Source organism: Streptomyces mirabilis (assembly GCF_018310535.1).
Taxonomy (GTDB): domain Bacteria; phylum Actinomycetota; class Actinomycetes; order Streptomycetales; family Streptomycetaceae; genus Streptomyces.
Genome location: NZ_CP074102.1, coordinates 1,419,532 through 1,440,551, shown reverse-complemented (window position 1 = coordinate 1,440,551; position 21,020 = coordinate 1,419,532). Strand labels below are relative to the sequence as shown.

Below are 21,020 nucleotides of genomic sequence, written 5' to 3'. Positions count from 1 at the left end.
CGCTCTGACGAACGGCGCCGCAACCGCTTGCCACGCTAATTGAATACCTCGCTTGTCAGTTGTGTGGAAAGCGTGAAAGGCTCGGGCCCCGTCGTTGAGACGGCCTCAACTCCCTTGTACAGAGAGTGAGTTGACGATCACGTTGTTCAGACGTTTCTAGACGTTGCACCTGGAAGCAGTTGATGCAGGAGCCCCCCATGCCCGACCTGCCGACCCCCCAGAACGCCGCCGAGGCCGCGCTGCTCTCGGAGTGCTGGGACGCGGTCCTGTCCTACGCCGATCTGTGCACGTCCGGTTCGGCCGCGGCCACGCTGCTGGCGACCGAGGCGTTCACGCACGGCATCGACGAACTGCGCGCCGCCACCGCGGCATCGAAGACTACCGGTACCGGACGCAGGGCGCTCAGGCTGCCCCGCATTCCGCTGCTGCTGGCCTCGGTCCGCACCGTGGCCGGCGCCTGGGAGACGAACGGGTTCGGCCATCGGCTCGACCCCGACCTGCGCCTGTGGCTCCACTCCGACAAGGCCGCCCGCTACATCGGACCGCCGCTGCACCGCCCGCTCGCGCTGCGCGGCCTCAGGGACATGCAGGAGCCGGACGCCGTTCTGCTGTGGCTGGCCGAGGTCGAGTCGCTGCCGCTGTCCGCGGTGGCCCGGCGGCTCGGTCTCGATCCGGCGGCCGCGTCCTCCGAACTCGCCCAGGTGCGGGCGCTGTTCCGGGACCGCTGCCACCGCAACCACATCGACACGCCGATGGACGCCTACTGCCGCAGCTACGCGCGGCTCCTCGACGCGGTCACCCGCTCTCCCACCGCCGAGACACCCGAGGACCTCTCCCGGCACCTGGCGCGCTGCGTCGAGTGCGCGGAGGCCGCCGCCTGTCTGCGGCTGCACGGCGGCGGGCTGCCCGCGGCGCTCTCCAGCGGTGTGATCGGCTGGGGCGGCCTCGCGTATCTCGAACGACGGCGCCGGGCCGCCGAGGCCGGCATGATCGGCGGACGCACGGACGCGGCGGTGGACACGGGGCTGAACGAGGGCAAGCCGGTCCGGCCCCGGATCGGCCGGACCGGGATCCTGGTCACGGCGGTCCTCGTGTCCGCACTGGCCCTCACGGTCTCGCTGATGCCCTTCGGCGGCTCGAAGGGCGGCGGCGTGAGCGCCGCGCAGGGCGAGTCGACGGACGGGCAGTCCGTGGCGGACCCGGGCCCCTCCTTCCCCTCGGGGTCGGAATCGGGGTCAGTGTCGGAATCGGGGTCAGGGTCAGGGTCGAGGTCGGCCGGCTCGCCCTCGGTGGCGGACTCGACCTCGCGTCCGGCGGGCAACTCCGATCCGGAGGCCCAGGGCGAGTCCTCGTCGCCGGCCGGGAAGCAGGGCGGGACGAAGGGCTCCACGAAGAGCGCCTCGCCCGACTGCCGGGTGAAGTACGAGATCGTCAGCGAGTGGCCGGACGGCTTCCAGGCCACCGTCACCGTCACCTCCACCAAGGCCCTCGCCACCTGGAGCCTCGGCTGGTCCTTCAAGGACGGCCAGCGCGTGGGCCAGATGTGGGACGGCACCTTCACCCAGAACGACTCCCACGTCACGGCCACCGCCGCGGACTACAACAAGACCGTCGCCGCGAACGGCACCTTCACCTTCGGCTTCCTCGGTTCCTGGACCGGCTCCAACTCGCCCGCGCGCAACTTCACCCTCAACACGGCCAGTTGCCAGGCCGCCGGCTGAGCATCCGGCCGACCGGTGTGACGCGCGAAGAGCCGGTGTGACGCGCGAAGAAGCAGACACCGTCCCCTCACCCCGTCACCACCTCGCCAGCACCCCTCCGGCGGCGGAAACCTGATTTTTCGCCAAGTCCGCCGCCCTGGCCGGTCCCCTCATCGACGGGGCCGGCCGTTCGAGCGCCGGTCCTGACCTCAAGGTCGTCGGTGGGGCGGGAGTCGGGGCGGACGGTTCGGCCGCGGTCACCGGTGGTGGGGGCGTCACGGGGGACGGTCCCCCCGGGCGACCCACCTGGCACTTCGGCACTTACCGACCAGTACTGCCGATCTGGCGTAATTCACTCGCCTCAATGCTTCGCTCTGCCACCATCAACGCCTCTGAAAAGTCAGGCGGCATGATTGCGGCGGGGGGCGTGGCCATGGGACTGCTCGGCAATGAGCTGGCTTTCGCGCGCGCTCTGACCGCTCAGGAGCGCGAGAGCGTGATGGCGCTCGGCAGCCGGAAGCACTACGCGGCCGATGCCCATCTTCTGACGGAAGGTGACCGGTCCAGTCACGTCCTGATCATCATTCAGGGCTGGGTGACCGTTTCCGTGGTGACGGACCGGGGTGCCACCCGGCTGATACTCGGACTGCGGGGTCCCGGTGAACTGCTCGGCGAGATGGCCGCCCTGGACCCGCATCCCCGCAGCGCCACCGTGCGCGCGCTGGGTCCGACCGAGACCCAGGTCATATCCGGGGACGCGTTCCGCCGTTTCCTCGCCCTGCACCCCCGCGTCAGCGGTCTGGTGATACGCCAGCTCACCTTCCGGCTGCGCAGCGCCGACCAGGAGCGGTCCGCGCTCGCCTCGCTCACCGTGCTGCAGCGGCTGGCCAGCCGGCTCACCGAACTGTCGAGAGCCGAGCCCTCCGGCCCCTACAACCCGGCCGTACCGGGCGTCACGCACACGGGCACCGTCGTCCAGCTGGCCCAGGACGAACTGGCCGCCACCATCGGAGCCCCCCGGGAAGCCGTCGCCAAGGCACTGAAGCTGCTGCGCACCCAGCACGTCGTGCGCACCGGCAACCGGATGGTGGAGATCCTCGACCCTGAGCTGCTCGCCCTCCTCGCGGACGGTCATCAGGAGTAGACCCACGCCTTGTCGTAACCCACGCCTCGTCGTGTGTAAACGGCTACAGACGGCCTTCGTCCCGGGCCCGACGCTGAGAGGGACGGCAAGTGGAGAGAACAAGGGGGCACGGGGTGGACCACGACGCGATGGATCTCACCGAAGCACGCTACGAGTTGGTGATCAGCGTCGACGCCCGGCGTTCCGGGGAGTACGACGACGTCGACAAACAGCGCATGCGCGAGCGGATCTACCGGGTGCTGGAAGCGGCATTCACCCACGCCAAGGTGGCGCGGGACGCCGTACACATGGAGGACCGCGGCGACGGTGTGCTGCTGTCGGTGGCCGGCCGGATCGCGGTGACCCGGCTGCTCGGCCTGTGGATGGTCGAGGTGCACGAGAATCTGCGGGACGAGAACCGCGGCCTGCGCGTCCCCCTCGGGCTTCGGGTGGGCATGCACGTCGGGCCTGTCCGGCACGACGGCCGGGGCATCAGCGGGCGCGCGGTCGACCTCGCGTGCCGGCTGGCCGACTCGCCGCTTGCCCGGCGGCTGCTGGACGCCGAGCGGGCCGACCTCGTGCTGGTGACCTCCCAGTCGCTCTACGAGGACGTGGTCAGCAGCGGCGGCAAGTTCATCGAGCCCGCGCACTACTCCTCCGCCCGCCTGGAGCTCAAGGAGGGCGAGGTCACCGCCTGGTTCCACCTTCCCGGCCGACCCGCTCCCGAGATCCCCACCACCGCACCGGCAGCACCAGACGCCGACCGTGTCGATGACGTCGATGACGCCCGGGGTGCCGATGACGTCGATGACGCCCGGGGTAGCGATCACGTCGATGACGCCCATGGCGCCGACGGCGAGGACCGGGCCGACGGCCCCGGTGCCCGGTACACCGTCCACGGCGACATGTCGCAGCACAGCGACAACGTCTACCAGCAGCCCGTGCACATCGGGCGGATCACCGGCGACGCCGGCCGACGGAAGGGCTGATCGCGGTGACCGACGATCAGCAGGCGGGCGGCGCCGCCGAGCCCGCACCCCAGAAGGGGGCCGACGCCCGTTCGCCCGAGGCCGACGGGAAGGCCAGGAACGACCCGCCCCGTGCCGACGAGGGCAAGGCCGGCGGCGACGAGGGTGCCGCCGGGAACGACGCCCCGGAAGAGGGCGACGTCAAGAAGGACCAGGAGAAGAAGCAGGAGGAGGAACGCGAGCGCGCCGCGGGGCGGTTCAAGGAGCACACCCGCGACCCCCTCGCCGAGGAGCAGGGCGAGGACGGGACCACCGACCTCGCCGCCGCCTCACGGGCCCGCCGGGCCACCCGGATGCTGTTCGACACCGGCCGGGACCTGAACAGCTTCGACCGCTCGTTCTTCCAGAGCGCCCATATCGGCGACATCCACCTGCGGATGGATGCCCGCCACTCCGGTGCGGGGATGCGCAGCGGACCCGTGCCCGACGAGGAACTGCGCAGGCTCCGCCGCGTCCATGTGGAACCGCGGGGATACGTACAGCTGCGCAAGGCCCTCGGCACCCGTCGGCTGCTGGTGCTCGTCGCCGCCCCCGGCACCGGACGCACCAGCACCGCACTCTCGCTCCTCGACGAGGTCACCGGCCCCGCGGCGGACGCCACGGGCACCGAGCCCGGGGCCGGATCCCGGGTGCGCCGGGTCGACCCGGACGGTGGGGTGAGGAAGCTGGCGGGTTCCCTGGCCGGCGAGGGCGAGGAGGCGCGGCGCGGCACCGGGTACCTGCTGGAGCTCTCCCTCACCGGGCCCGTTGCGCTGCCGCCGGACGAGATGGACCTCGACGGGCTCGCCGCGGTCCTGGCCCGGTGCGATTCGTACGCGGTGGTCGTCGTCACGGTCGGGTCGGCGGCCAACCCGCTGCTGGCCGGGCGGTACGGCAAACTCTGCCCTCCCGCGCCCACCCAGGAGCTGCTCACCACCCGGTTACGGGAGCGGCTGGAGGAGCATGTCGCCGCCGCCCCGGACGCCGGTGTCCGGCTGGAGGACCTGCTCGCAGGGGCGGAGGAACTGGCGGTCCGCCGGGACGTCAAGGACGCGGTCGGGCTGGAGGATCTGCGCCCCGCCGAGGCCGAGTTGCTCGCCTCGCTGCTGGCCGGGAACCAGCTGGGGGAGGTCTCCCGGGACGAGTTGCTGGCCGGATGCCGCAGCCTCGCCGCCGACCAGGCCCAGGAGTGGTTCGCCGGAGTGGACCGGGCGCTGACGGCGCCGCCCGCCGAGCCGGAGGGCGGCGCGGGACGGCCGGGTACGGCGGCCCTGTTCCACCCGGTGGCGTTCCGTATCGCGCTCGCCGTACTGGGCGGCGCCTCGCACAGCGCCGTGGCCGCCGCCGCCCATCTGCTGACCTGGGAACTGTCCGTACAGTGCGATCCGGACCACACCCCGGCCCGCCCGCTGTTCTGCGACGACCCGGAAGCCGATCTCGCCCTCTCGCGCGCCGAACTGACCGACGGCCGGCTCGAGGTGGCCGGGACCGAGGTTCCGGCCCGGCTGATCTGGTACCGGGGCTCCGCCCTGCCTTCGGCGGTGCTGACGGAGATCTGGGACCGGCACTTCCCCGTCCGGGCACCGATCGTGCGCTGGCTGCGGCTGCTCGCGGACGATCCCCGCCCCCAGGTGTGGATGCGCGCCGCGGTGGCCGCCGGGGAGCTGTGCGCACGGGACTTCGACCACGGATACGCGGAACTGATCCGGCCGCTCGCCGAGGCGGCCACGCCCCGCCGCAGAATCTTCGCGGCCACCACCCTTGACCAGGCGGCCGGTCACGCGTCGCACCGCAAGGCGGTGCGCAAGCTGGTCGACGACTGGAGCAGGTACGGGACGAAGTCGCTGCGCTGGACCGCGGCGATGGCGCTGGGTTACGGGAACGCCGCGGACACGACGGAAGACGCCCTGGACGCCCTGGCCCGGATCGGGGTCCGCGACGACGGGGACCAGCTGGCGGTCGCCTCGTTCAACGCCGTGCGGCTGCTGGCGCTCCCGGACGGTGCCAAGGTGCTGCGGCGGATGGCCGACTGGACCCACCACAAGCGCGAGGCGTACCAGGACCTCGGTCTGGTCACCTCCGTGCGGCTCGCCCTGACCTCGGTGGACGAGGTGCTGTCCGACGAGCCCGACTCCCCGTTGGCCGACCGCGCCGACTGGCCGCTGCCGCTCGCCCTCGCCGTCACCCGCCCCGAACTCGTGCTCCCCATGGCCGACTTGATGTGGACCGCGCTGAACACGGCGCGCTCGAAGGACGTGGCCCTGGACGCGCTGGAGTCCCTGCTGCGTTCGGCGGTGCGCAGGGACGGTGCCGAAGGGACCCGGCCGGGGCTGGCGGCGCTGCTGCCCGCGCTGGCGACCGAGCAGAACGACCGACGGCGGCTGGACTGGCTGCTGCGCCGAATGATGAACGATCCGGAGAATCCGCTCCCCGACGCGCAGGCGCGCTCCCTGTGGTGGCTCGCCGTCCCGCCGAAGGAGAGGACGGGCGAGGAGGACAGCCATGGCTGAGGACCAGGACGCGAGGGCGAAGGCGAGGGAGCGGCTGAGGGCGCGGAAGGCGGCCGCGGGGCCCGCGGGTCCCTTCCTGCGGGAGTACGCGCCGACGGGCGGATTCCCGCAGGTGAGCGCCCAGAAGGCCTCGGTGATGTTCTACCGCAACGGCGGCTACAGCGTGGTCACCGTCTCCGGTGTCCGGCACGTCGACAAGAGGGCGCTGGCCCGGCCGTACACCGTCTGCGAGATCGCGCTCGGCACCTACGTGACGACGCTTCAGATGGAGCTGCCGGCCGCCGGCGGCACCACCTTCTTCAAGGCCGAGGTGGACATCCACTGGACGGTGACCGATCCCCATCTGGCCGCCACCGAGGTCGTCACCGACGTCGCCCAGCGGCTCACCGCCCCGGTGCTGGAGCGACTGCGCGAGGTGTCCTCGGCCTACCGGGTGACCCAGGCCGAACAGGCCGACCGCGCCATCACGCTGGAGTGTGCAGGCGGACGCTGGGCCGAGCTGGGCACCGAACTCGGTCTGCGGGTGCGGCTGTACGTCCGCCTGCGGGTGGACGACCGGACGATCGAGCACATGGACGGCATCCGGGACGCGCACGCCTCGGCCGAGGTGACCCGGGTGCATCAGGCCGCGTTCCGCAAGATGCTGCAGGGCGGCGAGCTGGAACAGCTCAGCTACATGCTGGCGGCCGAGCCCGAGGCGGCCAAGGACTTCCTGGAGAAGATCCGCCAGGAGGGGCGGCAGGACGAGAAGGAACGCGTCGACCGGCTCTTCGCCATGGTCGCCAGCGGCCAGATCCAGTCCAACGACATGGAGACACAGGCCCTGAACCTCCTCAACCAGGGCCGCCACCCCCTCCAGGGGCCCATCGGCTCGCTGCCCGCCCGCCGCGAGACCCCGCAGCTGGCTCCGGCCGCCGACGAGCCGTTCACCCCGGACTGGGTGGCGGACGAACCGCCCTCCCGGGCGGATCGGGGGCCCCGCGCGAGAGAACCCTACCCAGGCGACCCCCAGGACGCCGAACCCGAACCGCCGCGCCGCCGCGCACGCTCCCGGGACGACGGATGGTCCTGGGCGGAGGAGGACCGGTGACCGGCGACGGCCCGGCGCGCACCTCCTCCGACCCGGTCGGGCCCGTGCCGGACGGGGGTCCGCACGGGTCCGACCGGGGGGAGCGCATCGCCGAACGACTGCTGAGCACGGTCAGGGAGGACCTCGGCCGCGCCGACGCGAAGGCGGCCGTACTGCTCTCGGGAACGCTGGCGCTGCCCGCGTTCCTGATCGGGCGGCACGGCCCGCCCGACTGGCGCGGGCTCGCCGACGTGACGCTGATCCTCGCGAGCGTGCTCTGGGTGGTCGCGGTGACCGCGCTGGTCGGGGCGCTCATGCCGCGCACCCGCACGGTCCGTGGCCGGGACGGGGTGACGTACTTCGGCGACCTGCTGGCCCCCCGCGACCTCGCGGGGCTGTCCGCCGACGTCACCGACGCCGGACGCGATCCCGCCGGATGGCTGCTCGTCCAGGCCGTGGACGTCAGCTCGATCCTGTCCGCCAAGTACCGGGCCATCCGCTGGGGAGTGGGCTCGCTCGCCCCTTCGACGGCGCTGGCCCTGGCCTGGAGCCTGACCGCCCGCTGACACGCGGCACAGCACGTACCGACACCGAGACGAACCAAGAAAGCAGGGGGACGGCCGTGGGAAGAGTCAGGGGAAGAGGGCGGACAGGAAAGGGGCGGGTGCGCCGCGCCGCGGTCGGCGCGCTGGGCGGCATGGCGGTGCTCGTGTCCCTGCTGGCACCCGCCGGTCATGATCCGGTGCCGGCGGCGGATTCCGAACCCGCCTTCCCGGCGGTCAACTACTCCATCGCCGTGGACGAGTCCGCCAGCCTCGCGCCCGAGGACATGAAGGCCGAGAAGGCCGCCGCCGCACGCATCGCGCTCGGCGACGTCTCCTCGTCCTCCCATGCCACCGTCTTCGGGTTCGCCGCCGCCGAGTCCGGTGACCAGCGCGCGGTGGACCCGGTCTGCCCGCGCACCACGCTGGACGCGGCGGGCCGCGAGACGATCGGCACCTGTGTCGGCAAGCTGCGCAGCCGCACGAAGAACGAGGGCACCGGCACCGACTTCCCGAGCGCGATACGCCAGGGAGTCCACGACCTCACCACCGGCACCGATGCTTCGCAGCCCCGCGTGCTGTTCCTGCTCACCGACGGAAAGTTGGACGTCCAGGACAGCCCCAAGTACGGCGACCCCGCGCACCGCAAGGACGAGGGCGAACAGCAGCTGACGCAGGAGCTCGAGAACGCCGCCGCCCAGCACGTACAGATCTGGCCGCTCGGCTTCGGATCCGACCCGGACAAGGCGCAGCTCGACCGGATCGCCGCCGGCGGATACCAGAAGGGCTGCGTCGAACTGCCCTCCGCCCGCCCGAGCGCGGGCAAGGTCTCCGGGGCCAAGGACGTCGGCCCCATGCTGGAGAAGATCTTCGCCGCCGCCCACTGCCTGCGCCACGAACAGGGCCCCAGCAAGCGGCCGCCCGCCACCCTGGAGATCGGCATCTCCCCGCTGGCGACCGTGGGCAGCATCGTCGTCGACAAGGGCGACCCCCAGGTGAAGATCACCTACCTCGACCCCAACGGCCACCAGGTCCCCACCACGGGGACGTACCGCAAGTCGAGTTTCGAGCTGGCGGGCGGCAGCGGCACGGTCGAGGCGCTGAAGATCGTCGACCCGGTGCCCGGCACCTGGCGCGTGAAGGCCGAGGCCCCGGAAGGCCACCGTTCCCTGCCCGTCGCCGTCAGTGTGCTGTGGCAGGGCGAGTTGCGCGGCGCGATCACCATGGACCCGCCGTCCCCGCAGGCCGGCGACAAGGTCACGGTGACCATGCGCCTGCAGACCCGCGAGGGCTACGAGATCAAGGACGCGCGCGACTACGAGGGGCTGCGCGTCCGCAGCGAACTGACCGGCGACGGGTTCGACCCGCTGGCGCTGCGCCTCACCGACGACGGCCAGGGGCCCGACGCCAAGGCGAGCGACGGCTCCTTCACCGGTTCCGTCGAGATCCCCAAGAGCGCCGACGGGGCACTGAAGGTGAGCGGCACACTGACGGCCTCGGGGCTGAGCGCCGACACCCGCAGCGAGGGCGGCCAGATCGCGCCCGGCGCACTCCCCGTCACCACCGCGCTCGAACTGCCCACCGCGAACACCCACCCCGGCTCCACCGTCACCGGCACGCTGGCCGTCCACAACACCAGCGACACCGCACACACCCTGCGGCTGTCCGTCGCCGACCTCAAGTCCGGGCTGCTCACGGTCACCCCGGCCGAGATCCAGGTGAAGCCCGGTGAGTCCGGCACCCGGAAGGTCACGGTCGAAGTCGCCCCCCGCGACGTCTTCGGCGACCGCCTCGGCGACGGCGGACTACGACTCGGCGGCACCGTCACGGTCGTCGACACCACCGACCACGACCGGACGCTGGTGCGCACCCCGCTCTCGGTGCGGGTGACACCCGAGCCGGGCATCTGGGCGAAGTACTGGTGGGCGTTCGTGTCCACCGCCGCACTGATCGCGCTGGTCACCGCGGCGGTCCTCGCCTGGCTGCGCCAGCGCCGCACCCGCAGGGACCCGTTCGGCCTGGTGCTGCGGCTGGTCTCCGCGGAGGGCGACGTCCTCGGCGAGCACCTCGCCGGACACGGACACAAGCAGTGGTACGAGTTCGCCGTCGCCGAACCCCACCGCAGCCCGCGCATCGAGCGGCGCGCCCACGGCCCGTACGCCGTCCAGCGCAGCCCCGAGGGCGGAGCGGTCCTGCGCAAGCGCGGCGGCGGCCGGACCCCGCTGCCCGCCCGCGGCCAGGTCCAGCTGACCGACACGCTGAGCCTGGCCTTGGGCGAGGACACCCGCGCCTCGAAGGTCCGCCGACCGCGGCCCTCCGCGCGGACGACCGCGGGCTCCACCACCTCCGCGACCGGTACCGGCGAGAGCGGGAGCTCGTACGGGTCGTACCTGTGACGCCAGGGGGCGGGCCCGAGGTGCCACCGGGCCGCCCCCACGCACCGCAGCGCGGCCGTGCCGCGCGCACTCCACGGACGTACCGAGCACGAACCGGCCGCCGCGACGGCCGTAAGCGGGGAGGAAACCCATGAAGATCTTCCAGCCGATGCTCTTCGTCGGCCTGGGCGGCACCGGTGGTCTGGTCGGCGCCGAACTCGAACGCAAACTGCGCGCCGAGCTGTGCGGGCCGGACGGCGTCGCGCTCAGCCACCTCAGCGGACACGCCCCGTACCAGCTGCCCGACTGCCTCCAGTTCGTCTACGCGGACTACAGCGAGTCCGACCTCCAGCGGCTGCCCCAGTTCAACGTGGACCCCTCGCTGCGGGCCGCGTACGCCCGTACCTCCCGGGCCACCCACAACCTGCTGCCGAACTTCGACGCGTCACCCGAACTGACCAAGATGCTCCGGGCGAGCCTGCGCGACGAGGTCGCCGACTGGCTGCCGCCGCGCATCGACGAACCGAAGGTCACCCCACTGCACAACGGCGCGGGCCAACTGCCCACCGTCGGACGCGCCGCCCTCTTCGCCACGCTCCGGCACAGCCTCGCCCCAGTCCTCGAACCGCTGCTCCAGGCGATCGACGCGATCGCCAAGTCGGCCGGTGAACTGGCCGAGCTCGGCGGCGGCAAGGTCAACGGCTGCGACGTGTTCGTCGCCTTCTCGGTGGCCGGCGGCACCGGCGCCGGGATCTTCCTCGACTATCTGCACCTGATCAACCACGCCTTCCAGCTGCGCCGCTTCGACGGCGTGAAGATCTACCCGCTGGTCGTGATGCCGTCCTCGTTCTCCTCGGCGGGCGGCGGCGGACGGGAGGCGGAGCTCAACGCGGCCCGCGCGCTGGTCGACCTGTTCCGGCTGGTCGACGCGCAGAACGCGCCGAGCGAGGGAACGGAGATCGGCGACCTGGACCTCGACCTCGACTCCGGGCTCGGCATCCGCTACCCGGGCACGACACCGATCCGGCTGCGTACCGGCATCCTGCCCACGGCCTTCCTGTTCAGCCCGACCGCCGGCATCCGCCAGGACGACCTGCGCCGCTCCATCGTCTCCCTGGTGATGTCGCTGATCGGCACCGAACTGGGCGACAGCCGCCCCCGGGGCCGGGCGACGGCGACCGACGACGACTTCCAGACCTTCGCCGCGAGCTTCATCAACCGGGGCGTGCACCGCAGCGCCGTCTCCCCCACCGGGATCGGCCGGCAGGGCGTCTCCACCAGCCTGGTGGCCTCCATGACCGCCCCCATGGACCAACTGGCCGACCTGGTGGCGGGCCGGCTGCTGCGGGAGGCGGTCACCGACCTGGTGGAGCGGCCCCGTACCGCGCTGCGCGACAACGCGGTGCCGCTGATCCGGCAGCTGTTCGCCGACTCCCACCTCGAAGAGCTGTGGGAGCGCAAGCAGTTGGACCTCCCGGAGCCCGATCCGCTGCCACGCGGTGGCAAGGCCATCGAGCAGGCGCTCGGTGAACGCCTCACGGACATGCAGCGGCTGCTGTCCGACCTCCAGTCCTTCGCGGACCGGCAGGCCGCCTCGATGGCCGACCGTTTCGCCCCGCGCCCCGCCATCGACAAACTCCTCCAGAGCGTGGACCCCTTCCTCGCCGAACGCATCGTCAGAGGCGTCCCGGGCAGCGACGAACCGATCGCCCGGCTCGGCTTCCTCGGCATGCTCGACAGCCGCTCCCGCGCCCCCCAGCGCCCGCCGGGCGTGACCGACCAGCCGCCCAAGACCCCCAGGATCAAGGGCCGGCTGGCCGGTATGTCACCGGCCCGCTGGGGCGACGACGACGTGCAGGCGGCGCTCCAGGAGCAGGACCTCTGGTACCAGTGGCGAAGCCGGACCGTGTGGCACGAGGCCTGGCGGGAACAGCAGCAGCAGTGGCAGCCCCCGGCGGCCACCGCCGGGGCCGACCTCGGACGCCTGGTCAACGCCTTCCGCAAACACTCCGACCAGGAACGCAAGGTCTCCGCGCAGAAGGGCCTCGAACTGTACGAGGACCGCACCGGGATCTCGTATCTGCTGCCGCCGCAGCGCACCCTCAACCACTTCTACGAGGACGTCGTCACCCGGCTGATCCGCCGGGAGGGAATGCGCGAGAACGACGACGAGGCCGCGCTCCTGCTCAGGATGATCGACGGGGACACCTGGCGCGAGGTCCACACCCTCAGCCGCCGCAATCCGGACAACGCGGTCGCGGTCGTCAAGGCACAGTTGGAGGGCCGCATCACCCGGCTGTTCGCGGAGAGCGGCGAACACCTGGAGGAACGCCCGCTGCTGCCGGCCATGGGCACCCTGCTGGCCGCCGCGGCGGGCGACGCGGACGCCGCCGACCAGGTCAGCAAGGAGGCGCTCGACCTGTTCGGCCGCAAGCTGACCGGGCTGCTGCCGGTGGGCTTCACCCCGGAGGGCACCGGCCCGCTGCGGGTCCTCGTCACCCACCCGCGCGTGCAGGCCGTGGAGGAGGTGCAGGAGTACCTCGGCAAGGCGCTGCGGCTGCCGTCCGACGCCAAGAACTCGGTGGAGTACCGGGGAGTGGAGAGCGACTCCGTCACCGTGGTCCTCTTCCGCAGCGAGATGAGCCTCACCCAGGTGCCCGAAGCCCGCAAGGTGCTGCGCCAGTGGGCCAGGGCGAAGGACTCCGAGCAGGCCCAGGACGTACTGCGCTGGCGGCAGCGGCTCGGCTACCGGGACAGCTGGATGGTCAGCAGTGAGGAGGACCGCCGCGTCATCCTGCACCGGCTGCTGTGCTGCATGTGGAACGGCCAGGTCGACGTGGTGGACGGTGACCCGGCGTCGCCGGAGCGGCTGAGGCTGCGGCTGTTCCCCGAGAAGGGCGCCCATGTGCCCGGCGTCCGGCTGCGGTTGGGGGACTTCCCCGGCGGGGTGTCGAGCTGGGCGGAACTGCTGCGGTCGTACGAACGCTGGACCGTTCTCGACGACGAACGGACCGTGGAGGACTACTGCCGCGAACTGATGGGGACTCAGCCGCTGGGTCTGGCCAGGAGCGCGAGCGAACCGCATCCGCTCTTCGTCGAACTCGTCGAGAAGACCGCCCCGCGTCAGCTGGAGCTGCTGGCCGACCGCCGGCAGCGCGGCGGCGAGCGGGTCGAGGGATGGGTGCGCCCGCTGTGGGAGTTCTGGGCGAAGACCCTGCCGGCCGCGCTGGACACCGAGTTCGGGGACCAGCGTGCCGTCCAGCCGACCCTGCGCACGCTGCTGGAGCACGTACGCGGCGGAACTCCCGCGCCGCGCGTCCGCAAGGAGTTCCCCGAACCCCGGCGTGCCGTGCCCGATGACGACGACTGGGGCACCGCACCGCGCGCCTCCTTCGACAAGTACCCGAGCGGCACGGAGGAACGTCCGCACCGCGCGTCCGTGGACGACTACGACGACGGGTACGACGACAGGTACGACGCCGATCGCGCCGAACGCGGTGATCGGGGCGATCAGGGTGACCGCGCCGATCGCGGTGACCGGGGCGACCGTGTCAACGGGCGCTCCGGCGGCGCCGACCGGCCCTCGGTGCCCTGGGACGAGCCCGGTGACCCCGGCCCGTACGGCGACGAAGGCGAGCGCGAGCGCTCCCGCCGCAACCCCTGGGACGGTGACCCGGAGTGAAGACGTCCGAAGACCTCGGCACCGTCATCCAGCTGGACCTGCGCAGCGGCGCGGCGGAACTCGACACCGCCAAGGCCCTGCGGGCCAGTGTCGCCCGGCAGTTGGGCCGGGCCGGGCTGCCCGAACCCGACGACCCGCTGTTCCTGGTGGTCGACACCCCGGCCGGGCTGACCGACCACCAGCGGCAGTACGAACTGCTCACCGCCCATCGGGCCGTGGGCGAGGTCAGGATCCTGGTCCTGCTGGTGGGCAGCGCACCCGGTTCGTACGCGGGTGAGGACGAGGCCTTCCAGCCCGACCGGCGTCTGGTGCGGCCCGCGGTGCTGCGGGCCTCGGGCACCGCCCTGCTGTGGGCGGGCGATCTGCGCTCCGCGCGCACGGCGCTGGAACAGCCCGAGCCCGACGCCCCCGAGGCGCTCGCCGTCCTGGTGGACGTGCTGTCGGTCCCGGACGTCTATCTGAAGGTCCTCGACGGCCTCGGGTCGCTGCCCGACGCCGTCGCCGCGCCCGGCGTGCGGCTGCTGGAGCAGGACCTGCCGCTGGAGGTGCGCGACCGGGCCTGGCGCGATGCGCTCCTCAGGTTCGCGGGCGAGGACGGCGAACTCGCCCCCGACCTGCTGGTGACCGCCTCCTCCGGCGCCGATCTGCCCGAGCCGCTGCGGAGTCTGGTGGCGGGCCGGGGCGGCCGCGACCAACGGCACCGGGAGCCGGGCGGCGTGGCGGACAGCACGTACGCCGCCTGCGCGCAGGCCCTCGACTACGCCGAGGACGCGCTGGCCGGACTGCGGTCCCTGCCCGGTCTGTTGTGGGCCTCCCGCAGGCAGGCGTTCGAGGCGGACCTCGACCAGGCGCACCAGGCGCTCGACGAGTACCGGGACCTTGTCGGCACGGCCCTGCGCGGTGGCGGCTCCGGTACGGCGCCGTCCGCCGCCGAGACGGCGGCCCGGCTCGGGGCCCTCGGTCTGCGGGTGCCCTCGGCCGAGGGCATGGGGGAGCGGATCGGCGAGGGACTGCGGGAGTTCGCCGGAAAGCTGCTGGGACAGGGGCTCGCCCTGCGGTCCGTGGCCCAGCGCTTCACCGGGCTGGCCGGGCGGGTGGAGCCCGTACCGGGTTCGGCACTGGTGCGCAAACTCGCCGACCACTCCACCGAAGCGGTGTCCCGGCGGCCCGCCATGGGGAACGGCCCCGTGGCCACGGGACGCGGCGCCCTGCCCGCGGCGGCCGTGGCGGGGCTGCTCGGCGCGCTGTGGCGGGGGCCCCTGGCGGCGCTGGCGATCGCCGTCCCGCTGGTGTTCGTCGCGGTGGCGCTGCTCGGCGCGTCCAGGCTGCGGGGCGCGGGACGCCCCGGGCGCTGGGGCTGGGGACCCCGGGCCGCGGCACTCGGCGGCGCCGCGGCCGGTGTGGCGATCGCGTACGCGGTCGAGCCCCCGCTCTGGCTGAGCGCCGTCGGTCTCCTGGCGGGCCTGGGTGTCGCGGTGGAGACGGCACGCCGGCTGTGGCGCACCGCGATCGACTCCTGGGCGGCCTTCCACGCCACCACCGCGCTGCGCAAGGCCCTGGACGGGCTCGACGCGCTGCTGGCCGAGGCGGTCCGCGAGCACTGGGCCGTCGAGGAGCGCCTGCACTGCGCCGACGCCGCCCGGTCCGTCGCCGGCATGCTGCGGGCGACGGCCGCCGCCGCGGCCGCCGAGGCGGTGCCCGAGCCCGAGCGGCCCACGGTCACCGGCGCGTCCGCCTCCGAGCCGCTCGACGCGGACGACTGGCTGACCAGCGCCTCGGTCCTGGAGACGGACGCGTTCGCGGTGTCCGACGACGGGGACGGCGACTGGGCGAGCGCGTACGCCTGGCAGGACGGGGCTTCCCGGAGCGAGCCCGGCGAGCCCGGCGCGCGGGGTGAGTTCGCGCAGTCCGCCGGGCCCGCCGACCCGTGGGCGGACCGCACCGTGGGGGTTCCGCGCTGGCTGGACCGCGAGAACGGGGAGGGCGGGCCGGAGCTCGTCGCCGCCCTGGCCGGTGATCTGACGGACGCCGCCATGGTGGCGATGGAGCCCTACTGGGGTGCCGTCGAGCGCGGCCAGGCCGGCGCCCTCGCCGTCCGGCGCACCGAGGAACGGGTCCGCGACCTGCTCTCGACGGCCCGCCGCCACCTCCAGCACAACGGCGTACTGGCCCCGCCCCCGTTCGCCGCCGACCACCGCACCCGGGCCGGCTCGGCGAACCTGCTGGGCACCGACCCGCGCCGGGTGGCCGACCTGGTCGGCACGGAGGCGGACCGGCAGGCCGTGGTCCAACTCTCCTCACCCGAACAGGGAACGCTGCTCAGCCGGGACCCGGCGGCCGCGGTGTGGATCAGGTTCGCGCCGGAGGCCGTGCGCGACGAGGTCGAGAAGACCTGGCGGACCACCGGCTGCGTACCGCCGGAGCAGACGCTGTGGACCTCGTCGGGACGCTACGCCGGCCTGGTCCGGCTCACCCCGCTGCGGATGGGCGTGGTGGACACCGTCCGCTCACGCCAGAACTCCCCGGCCGACGGGCTCGACCCCTACGACCGCGAGGACGCGTACGACCACGAGGACGGCGACAGCTGGTGACCCGCACCCCGCATCCCGGCCCGGCGCACCCGTACGACCGAGAGGACGGCAACCGCTGGTGACCAGCACCTCGCACCCCCACCTGACGGAGCCGGACGGTCCGCGCTGGAAGACGCTCGCGTTCACCGTCCCCTCGGGCCGGCGCCGGGTCGCCCCCGCACGCTTCGGCCCCGAGTCCCGGCGCGATCCGCTGCTGCCCCAGCTGATCCGCAACGGACTGCTCGACGACGAGGGGCAGCAGTGCGTCCAGGTCCGCCTGAACGCCGCCGACGCGGCGAACCCGGCCGCGCGCGCCCTGCTCGACGCGGAGGCGGGCACCGCCCTGCACCTGCACCGCGCGCTCGACGACACGGACTACACGGCGCTCTTCCCGAGGATCGTCGGCTACGAACTGGACGCGGCCGAGCCGTTCCTGCTGTACGCCGCGCCGCGCGGCACCGCCATCGCACGTACCCATGTGATGTCCGCGACCGACCAACGGGTCCTCACCCGCGACCTGATGCTCGCTCTGTGCCTGCTCGACAGCCAGGAGCTGGTGCTGCGGGGCGTCTCTCCCGCCACCGTGCTCTGGGACGGCGCCTCGGTCCAGCTCTGGGGACTGGAGGGGGCGGCCCGTACCGGACGGCCGAGGAGCCGGTGGGGCAGGGCGCCCTACTGCTCGCCCGAACAGCGCCGGGGTGAGGGGCTCGTCGACTCCCGGGACGCGGTGTGGAGCGCCGCCCAGGTGCTCTACCAGCTGGTGACGGGCAGGCCCGGCCCCGGTGACCGGGCACCCACCGACCTCGGCGAACACCGGGTGCTCGCCGAGACGTTGCGGGGCGCCTTCGCCCCGCTCGCCGCCGACCGGCCGACCCCCGCCGAACTGCTCGACCTGCTGGCACCGGGGGCCGCCCGGCGCGTCACGCTCACCGTGCCCGCCGACGAGACCCGCGCGCACCGGGAGGCGTTCGAGCAGGCGCTGCGCCTCAAGCAGCAGGCACCCGTCACCCACCAGGAGTCCAGGGCACCGGCCGGGCGCAGCAGCGACGGCCAGGTGCTGTGCCCGTACTGCCTGGAGCACATCCAGCTCGACCTCGCCTCGCTCTTCGTCACCGACAGCAGGATGCAGTACAAGCCGCTGGACGTCTCGACGATCGGCAACGCCCTGCGCCGCCAGGACGTCATGCGCGGTGCCGTCCAGAAGTGCACCGCGGACCGCGACTTCCCCGAGCACTTCATCCCGGTGCCCTACCTCACCTACGGTCGCCCGCTGACCGTCGCGATGGTCGGCCAGTCGTCCACCGGCAAGAGCCATCTGCTGACCCAGATGATCGCGGAGATCACCGACGGCGGCCTGGAGCCGTTCGGCCTGAAGTGGCAGTCCGTCAACCCGGAGCAGCACGCCCGGTTCGTACGGGAACGGGTGCAGCCGCTGCGCAACGGCAAGGTCCTCGACCACACCGGCGCCCTCGGCCTGGACGGCTTCGCCCGCTTCGTGGAGTCCCTCCTCATCACCGACGCCCACGGGCAGGTACGGCCGGTCGCCTTCTTCGACCTCGGCGGTGAGGACCTCGTACGGACCGACGCCGCGCTGCGCTTCCTGCTCGGGATCGACGCCCTGATCTTCGTCGTCGACCCGGCGCTGGCCCTTCCGCTGCCGCATCTGGACCACGCCAGGGAACGCTGGGGTGTCGAGGTGAACCGGGACGGCGACCTCGCCTTCGGCACCGTCCTCGACCGGCTGCCGAAGAACGGACCGTATCTGGACGTGGCCGCCGCGATGGTGCTCGGCAAGGCGGACCTCCTGCGGTTCCAGCCGCCCGTCGACCGGTGGCTCGGCCAGGCACCGGCCACCTCCCTGGACCCCGAGCGGATGCGTGAGGAGAGCCGGGACGTGTACGGGCTGCTGCGACAGCACGCCGGGCCGGCCTGGCTGCGTCCCTTCGACGCGATCCGCCGGTGCACCCTGCATGTCGCGTCGGCCACCGGCGGCCAGGAGGACCAGGGCCGTTATCCGGCGGGGGCGGGGCCCCGGCGGGTGCTGGAGCCGCTGCTCGCGCTGCTGGCGCTGCACGGGATGGTCGAAGTGCCGGGCGGCGCCGAAGCGTTCGCCGTGGGAGAGGCGCCCGCGTTCGAGGCGGTGCCGTCGGGGAGGGCCGGACGAACCGGGGGAGCGGTGGGAACTGTGAGGGAGACGAAGTGAGTGACTTCGGGGATCGGAGGAGTCCGGCCGCCCACGGGGAACAGGCCGGCGCGCACGGGCCGGGCGATGGCGGCACCGGAGGCTCGGTGCACCAGGTCGTCTTCCGGTGGGACGGCAACCAGGGCCGCCAGGGCACCGGCATGAAGGCCGTCGCCCATTCCTGCTCGGCCGGGCGCGCCGAGGAACTGGGGAGGGAACTGGGACCGCTGCTGTGGGTGTCCGGTACGGCCGCCTCGCGGCAGAGCGTCGTACGCACCCTGTCCCGCGACGGCGACGTCATGCTCGTCCAGCGCTGGCCCACCACCGACCGTGGCGGCCGGCCCAGCACGATCAGCCATGTCCTGATCGGTGACCCCACAACCCTGAAGACCCGCCAGTGCCTCGGCCTCTCATACGGCGGCTGGGGCAGCCGGGAGTCCGCCGAGAAGGCCTCCGGACGCCAGCGCGTGATCGAGTGCGCGCAGCTCGACGCGGTGGCGCGCAAGCGGCTTCCGGCCATGCTGGAGCTGCTGCCGGCGGTCAAGCGCGCGCTGATCCTGGTCGCCGCGGAGTGGCTGCGCGATCCGGCGCAGCGGGTGTCGCTGCTCGCGGAGGAGAAGGGGCAGCCCGGCTGGCCGGACCAGGAGGCCGTGCCGGTGGCGTATCTGGGGCTGTTCCTGCTCTTCGGGCCCTGGCTGGGGCAGGAGTGGACGTTCGCCACCCACGACACGGTGGACACCCATCAGCTGCGTCTGACGTGCGTCCCGCGCTGGGAGCCGGACGCGGGCGGGGCCGGTCCGCTGGCCCGGGTCATGGGCCGTCGGGTCACCCCCCAGTTCGAGCACAAGGCGGCGGCCCGACTGGTGGACCACCTCCTCGACCACCTTCTCGCGCACCCCGAGGCCGCCCCCGGGGTGCCCCAGCTGGTCGAGGAGCTGGCCGGCGGCGCGGAGCTGGAGTGGACGCGGCGGCGCGTCCTGCTGAACGAGATCCTCAGCACCGACCGCCGGACCGCCACGCGTACCGACGCGCCCGCGCCGCGCTCTGTGGAACCGGGCCCGGTCGGGGAGGGGGACGAGGACCAGGAGCGGGCCGAGACGACGCCCGCGCGGCCCCCGAAGCCGTACGCGTACCCCGACCCGTACCTCGACCCGCACCCGTATCCGGACGCGTATGGGGACCCGCATTCGAACGCGTATACGGACCCGGCGCCCGCGGGTTCTCCCCCCGCGGTCCCTGTGCGACCCCTGCGGACGCCGGTCCAGACGCCGGTCCAGACTCCCGCCCACGAGGCGTACGGGCTCCACGGGGACCTCCGTGACCATCGGCGCGGGAACCACATGCAACGCGGTCTCCTGGCGGCGCGTCTGCGCACCCTGCCCGACGAGTTGCTCCTGGGCGAGCTGCGCTCCGCCGATCTGCCGGCGGAGTCCGTGGAACTCCTGCTCGACGAGCTGGGGAACGACCACCGCGTGCAGGAGCGCCGACCGGAGATGCGGCACGACCTGTGCGCGGAGGTGCTCCACAACGGCCTGTACTTCACGCCGTACGGACAGGGACCGGAACCCGTTTCCCGGACGGCCATGGTCACCCGGGCCGCCGACCTCTTCACCTGGGCCGTCGCCCCGCTGGCCCGGGACGAACGCTATCTGCGTGATCTGCGCGAGCTGCTCCACCGCATGACCCGGGACAGCCACCCCACCGGGGGCAACTGGCTCCGCCAGAGCATCATCGCTCCGGCGAACGGCCAGGCCCCCGACCTGCCGCCCGTCCTGTGGCAGCAGATCCTGCGGGACGTGCTCAGCCGGGGCGAGCGAGTCCCCTCCGCGCCTCAGGCGCCCTACGCCGTCCCAGCGCCCACGACGGCCCCGGAACCCTCCTCCACCCCGCCGAGACCCCCCACCCTCACGTCCCGGCTCTCCGACCTGGCGAACAACCCGGGCTGTGTGATGGGAGCCGGCCTCGGCGTGATCGCCGTACTCCTCACGATCGTCCTGATCGCCCTGTGAACACGGGTCGAAGGCGGGGCTGGCGGCGGCTGCATGAGCCGCTGCCGCCCTGGCTGCCTCACCTGGTCACTGACGTGTGTCTGCCGTGGGGCGTCTCCAAGTTACGGAAACGCCACCATGGAGCAGGTCGGCAAGGGCATCGGTGCAGTAGCTGACGATCTCCTGCTGCTCCGAAGAGCTGTCCGCGATGCGGCAGATCGCCCAACCGCTGCCATCCAGCGTCCAACTGAATTGGAGATCGTTCGTCATCC

At 73.0% G+C, this 21,020-nt stretch carries 12 protein-coding genes; 11 read left to right on the top strand and 1 reads right to left on the bottom strand.

Annotated elements, in window-relative coordinates:
- Window positions 1-197 precede the first annotated feature (197 nt).
- The 11 genes from SMIR_RS06455 to SMIR_RS06405 all read left to right on the top strand — a co-directional run bounded on the left by SMIR_RS06455 (window position 198) and on the right by SMIR_RS06405 (window position 20,769).
- Complete coding sequence (locus SMIR_RS06455) at window positions 198-1,721, top strand: cellulose-binding domain-containing protein (RefSeq protein WP_168496918.1); 1,524 nt, start codon at window positions 198-200, stop codon at window positions 1,719-1,721.
- 412 nt (window positions 1,722-2,133) lie between these two features.
- On the top strand, window positions 2,134-2,844 hold the full coding sequence (locus SMIR_RS06450) for a Crp/Fnr family transcriptional regulator (RefSeq protein ID WP_212728319.1): 711 nt from the start codon (window positions 2,134-2,136) through the stop codon (window positions 2,842-2,844).
- 113 nt (window positions 2,845-2,957) lie between these two features.
- Window positions 2,958-3,812, top strand: coding sequence for a hypothetical protein (locus SMIR_RS06445; protein ID WP_168496919.1), 855 nt, complete (start codon window positions 2,958-2,960; stop codon window positions 3,810-3,812).
- A gap of 5 nt (window positions 3,813-3,817) precedes the next feature.
- Complete coding sequence (locus tag SMIR_RS06440; RefSeq protein WP_168496921.1) at window positions 3,818-6,340, top strand: amino acid adenylation domain-containing protein; 2,523 nt, start codon at window positions 3,818-3,820, stop codon at window positions 6,338-6,340.
- A complete protein-coding gene (locus tag SMIR_RS06435; RefSeq protein WP_248003188.1) occupies window positions 6,333-7,430 on the top strand; it encodes a hypothetical protein in 1,098 nt (365 codons plus the stop codon). Before SMIR_RS06440 ends, SMIR_RS06435 begins: the two co-directional genes overlap by 8 nt.
- A complete protein-coding gene (locus SMIR_RS06430) occupies window positions 7,427-7,975 on the top strand; it encodes a Pycsar system effector family protein (protein ID WP_168496923.1) in 549 nt (182 codons plus the stop codon). Before SMIR_RS06435 ends, SMIR_RS06430 begins: the two co-directional genes overlap by 4 nt.
- A 98-nt stretch (window positions 7,976-8,073) precedes the next feature.
- Entirely contained in the window at window positions 8,074-10,347 is a 2,274-nt protein-coding gene (locus SMIR_RS06425) for a choice-of-anchor X domain-containing protein (protein ID WP_249938389.1), read from the top strand.
- A gap of 130 nt (window positions 10,348-10,477) precedes the next feature.
- On the top strand, window positions 10,478-14,008 hold the full coding sequence (locus SMIR_RS06420) for a tubulin-like doman-containing protein (RefSeq protein ID WP_212726729.1): 3,531 nt from the start codon (window positions 10,478-10,480) through the stop codon (window positions 14,006-14,008).
- Window positions 14,005-16,599, top strand: a complete 2,595-nt coding sequence (locus tag SMIR_RS06415) for a hypothetical protein (RefSeq protein WP_212726728.1) — start codon at window positions 14,005-14,007, stop codon at window positions 16,597-16,599. The genes SMIR_RS06420 and SMIR_RS06415 overlap by 4 nt, the downstream gene beginning before the upstream one ends.
- 58 nt (window positions 16,600-16,657) lie before the next feature.
- Entirely contained in the window at window positions 16,658-18,781 is a 2,124-nt protein-coding gene (locus tag SMIR_RS06410; RefSeq protein ID WP_248003190.1) for a protein kinase family protein, read from the top strand.
- Window positions 18,778-20,769, top strand: coding sequence for a hypothetical protein (locus SMIR_RS06405; RefSeq protein ID WP_168496929.1), 1,992 nt, complete (start codon window positions 18,778-18,780; stop codon window positions 20,767-20,769). The genes SMIR_RS06410 and SMIR_RS06405 overlap by 4 nt, the downstream gene beginning before the upstream one ends.
- Before the next feature lie 66 nt (window positions 20,770-20,835).
- On the opposite strand, the gene SMIR_RS06400 is transcribed toward SMIR_RS06405, so the two are convergent.
- Window positions 20,836-21,018, bottom strand: coding sequence for a hypothetical protein (locus tag SMIR_RS06400; RefSeq protein ID WP_168486622.1), 183 nt, complete (start codon window positions 21,016-21,018; stop codon window positions 20,836-20,838).
- Window positions 21,019-21,020 lie beyond the last annotated feature (2 nt).

Bases quoted from the DNA above. Each gene is read 5' to 3' on its own strand.
- SMIR_RS06455 (WP_168496918.1), top strand. From the start codon at position 198: ATGCCCGACCTGCCGACCCCCCAGAACGCCGCCGAGGCCGCGCTGCTC.
- SMIR_RS06450 (WP_212728319.1), top strand. From the start codon at position 2,134: ATGGGACTGCTCGGCAATGAGCTGGCTTTCGCGCGCGCTCTGACCGCT.
- SMIR_RS06435 (WP_248003188.1), top strand. From the start codon at position 6,333: ATGGCTGAGGACCAGGACGCGAGGGCGAAGGCGAGGGAGCGGCTGAGG.
- SMIR_RS06420 (WP_212726729.1), top strand. From the start codon at position 10,478: ATGAAGATCTTCCAGCCGATGCTCTTCGTCGGCCTGGGCGGCACCGGT.
- SMIR_RS06400 (WP_168486622.1), bottom strand. From the start codon at position 21,018: ATGACGAACGATCTCCAATTCAGTTGGACGCTGGATGGCAGCGGTTGG.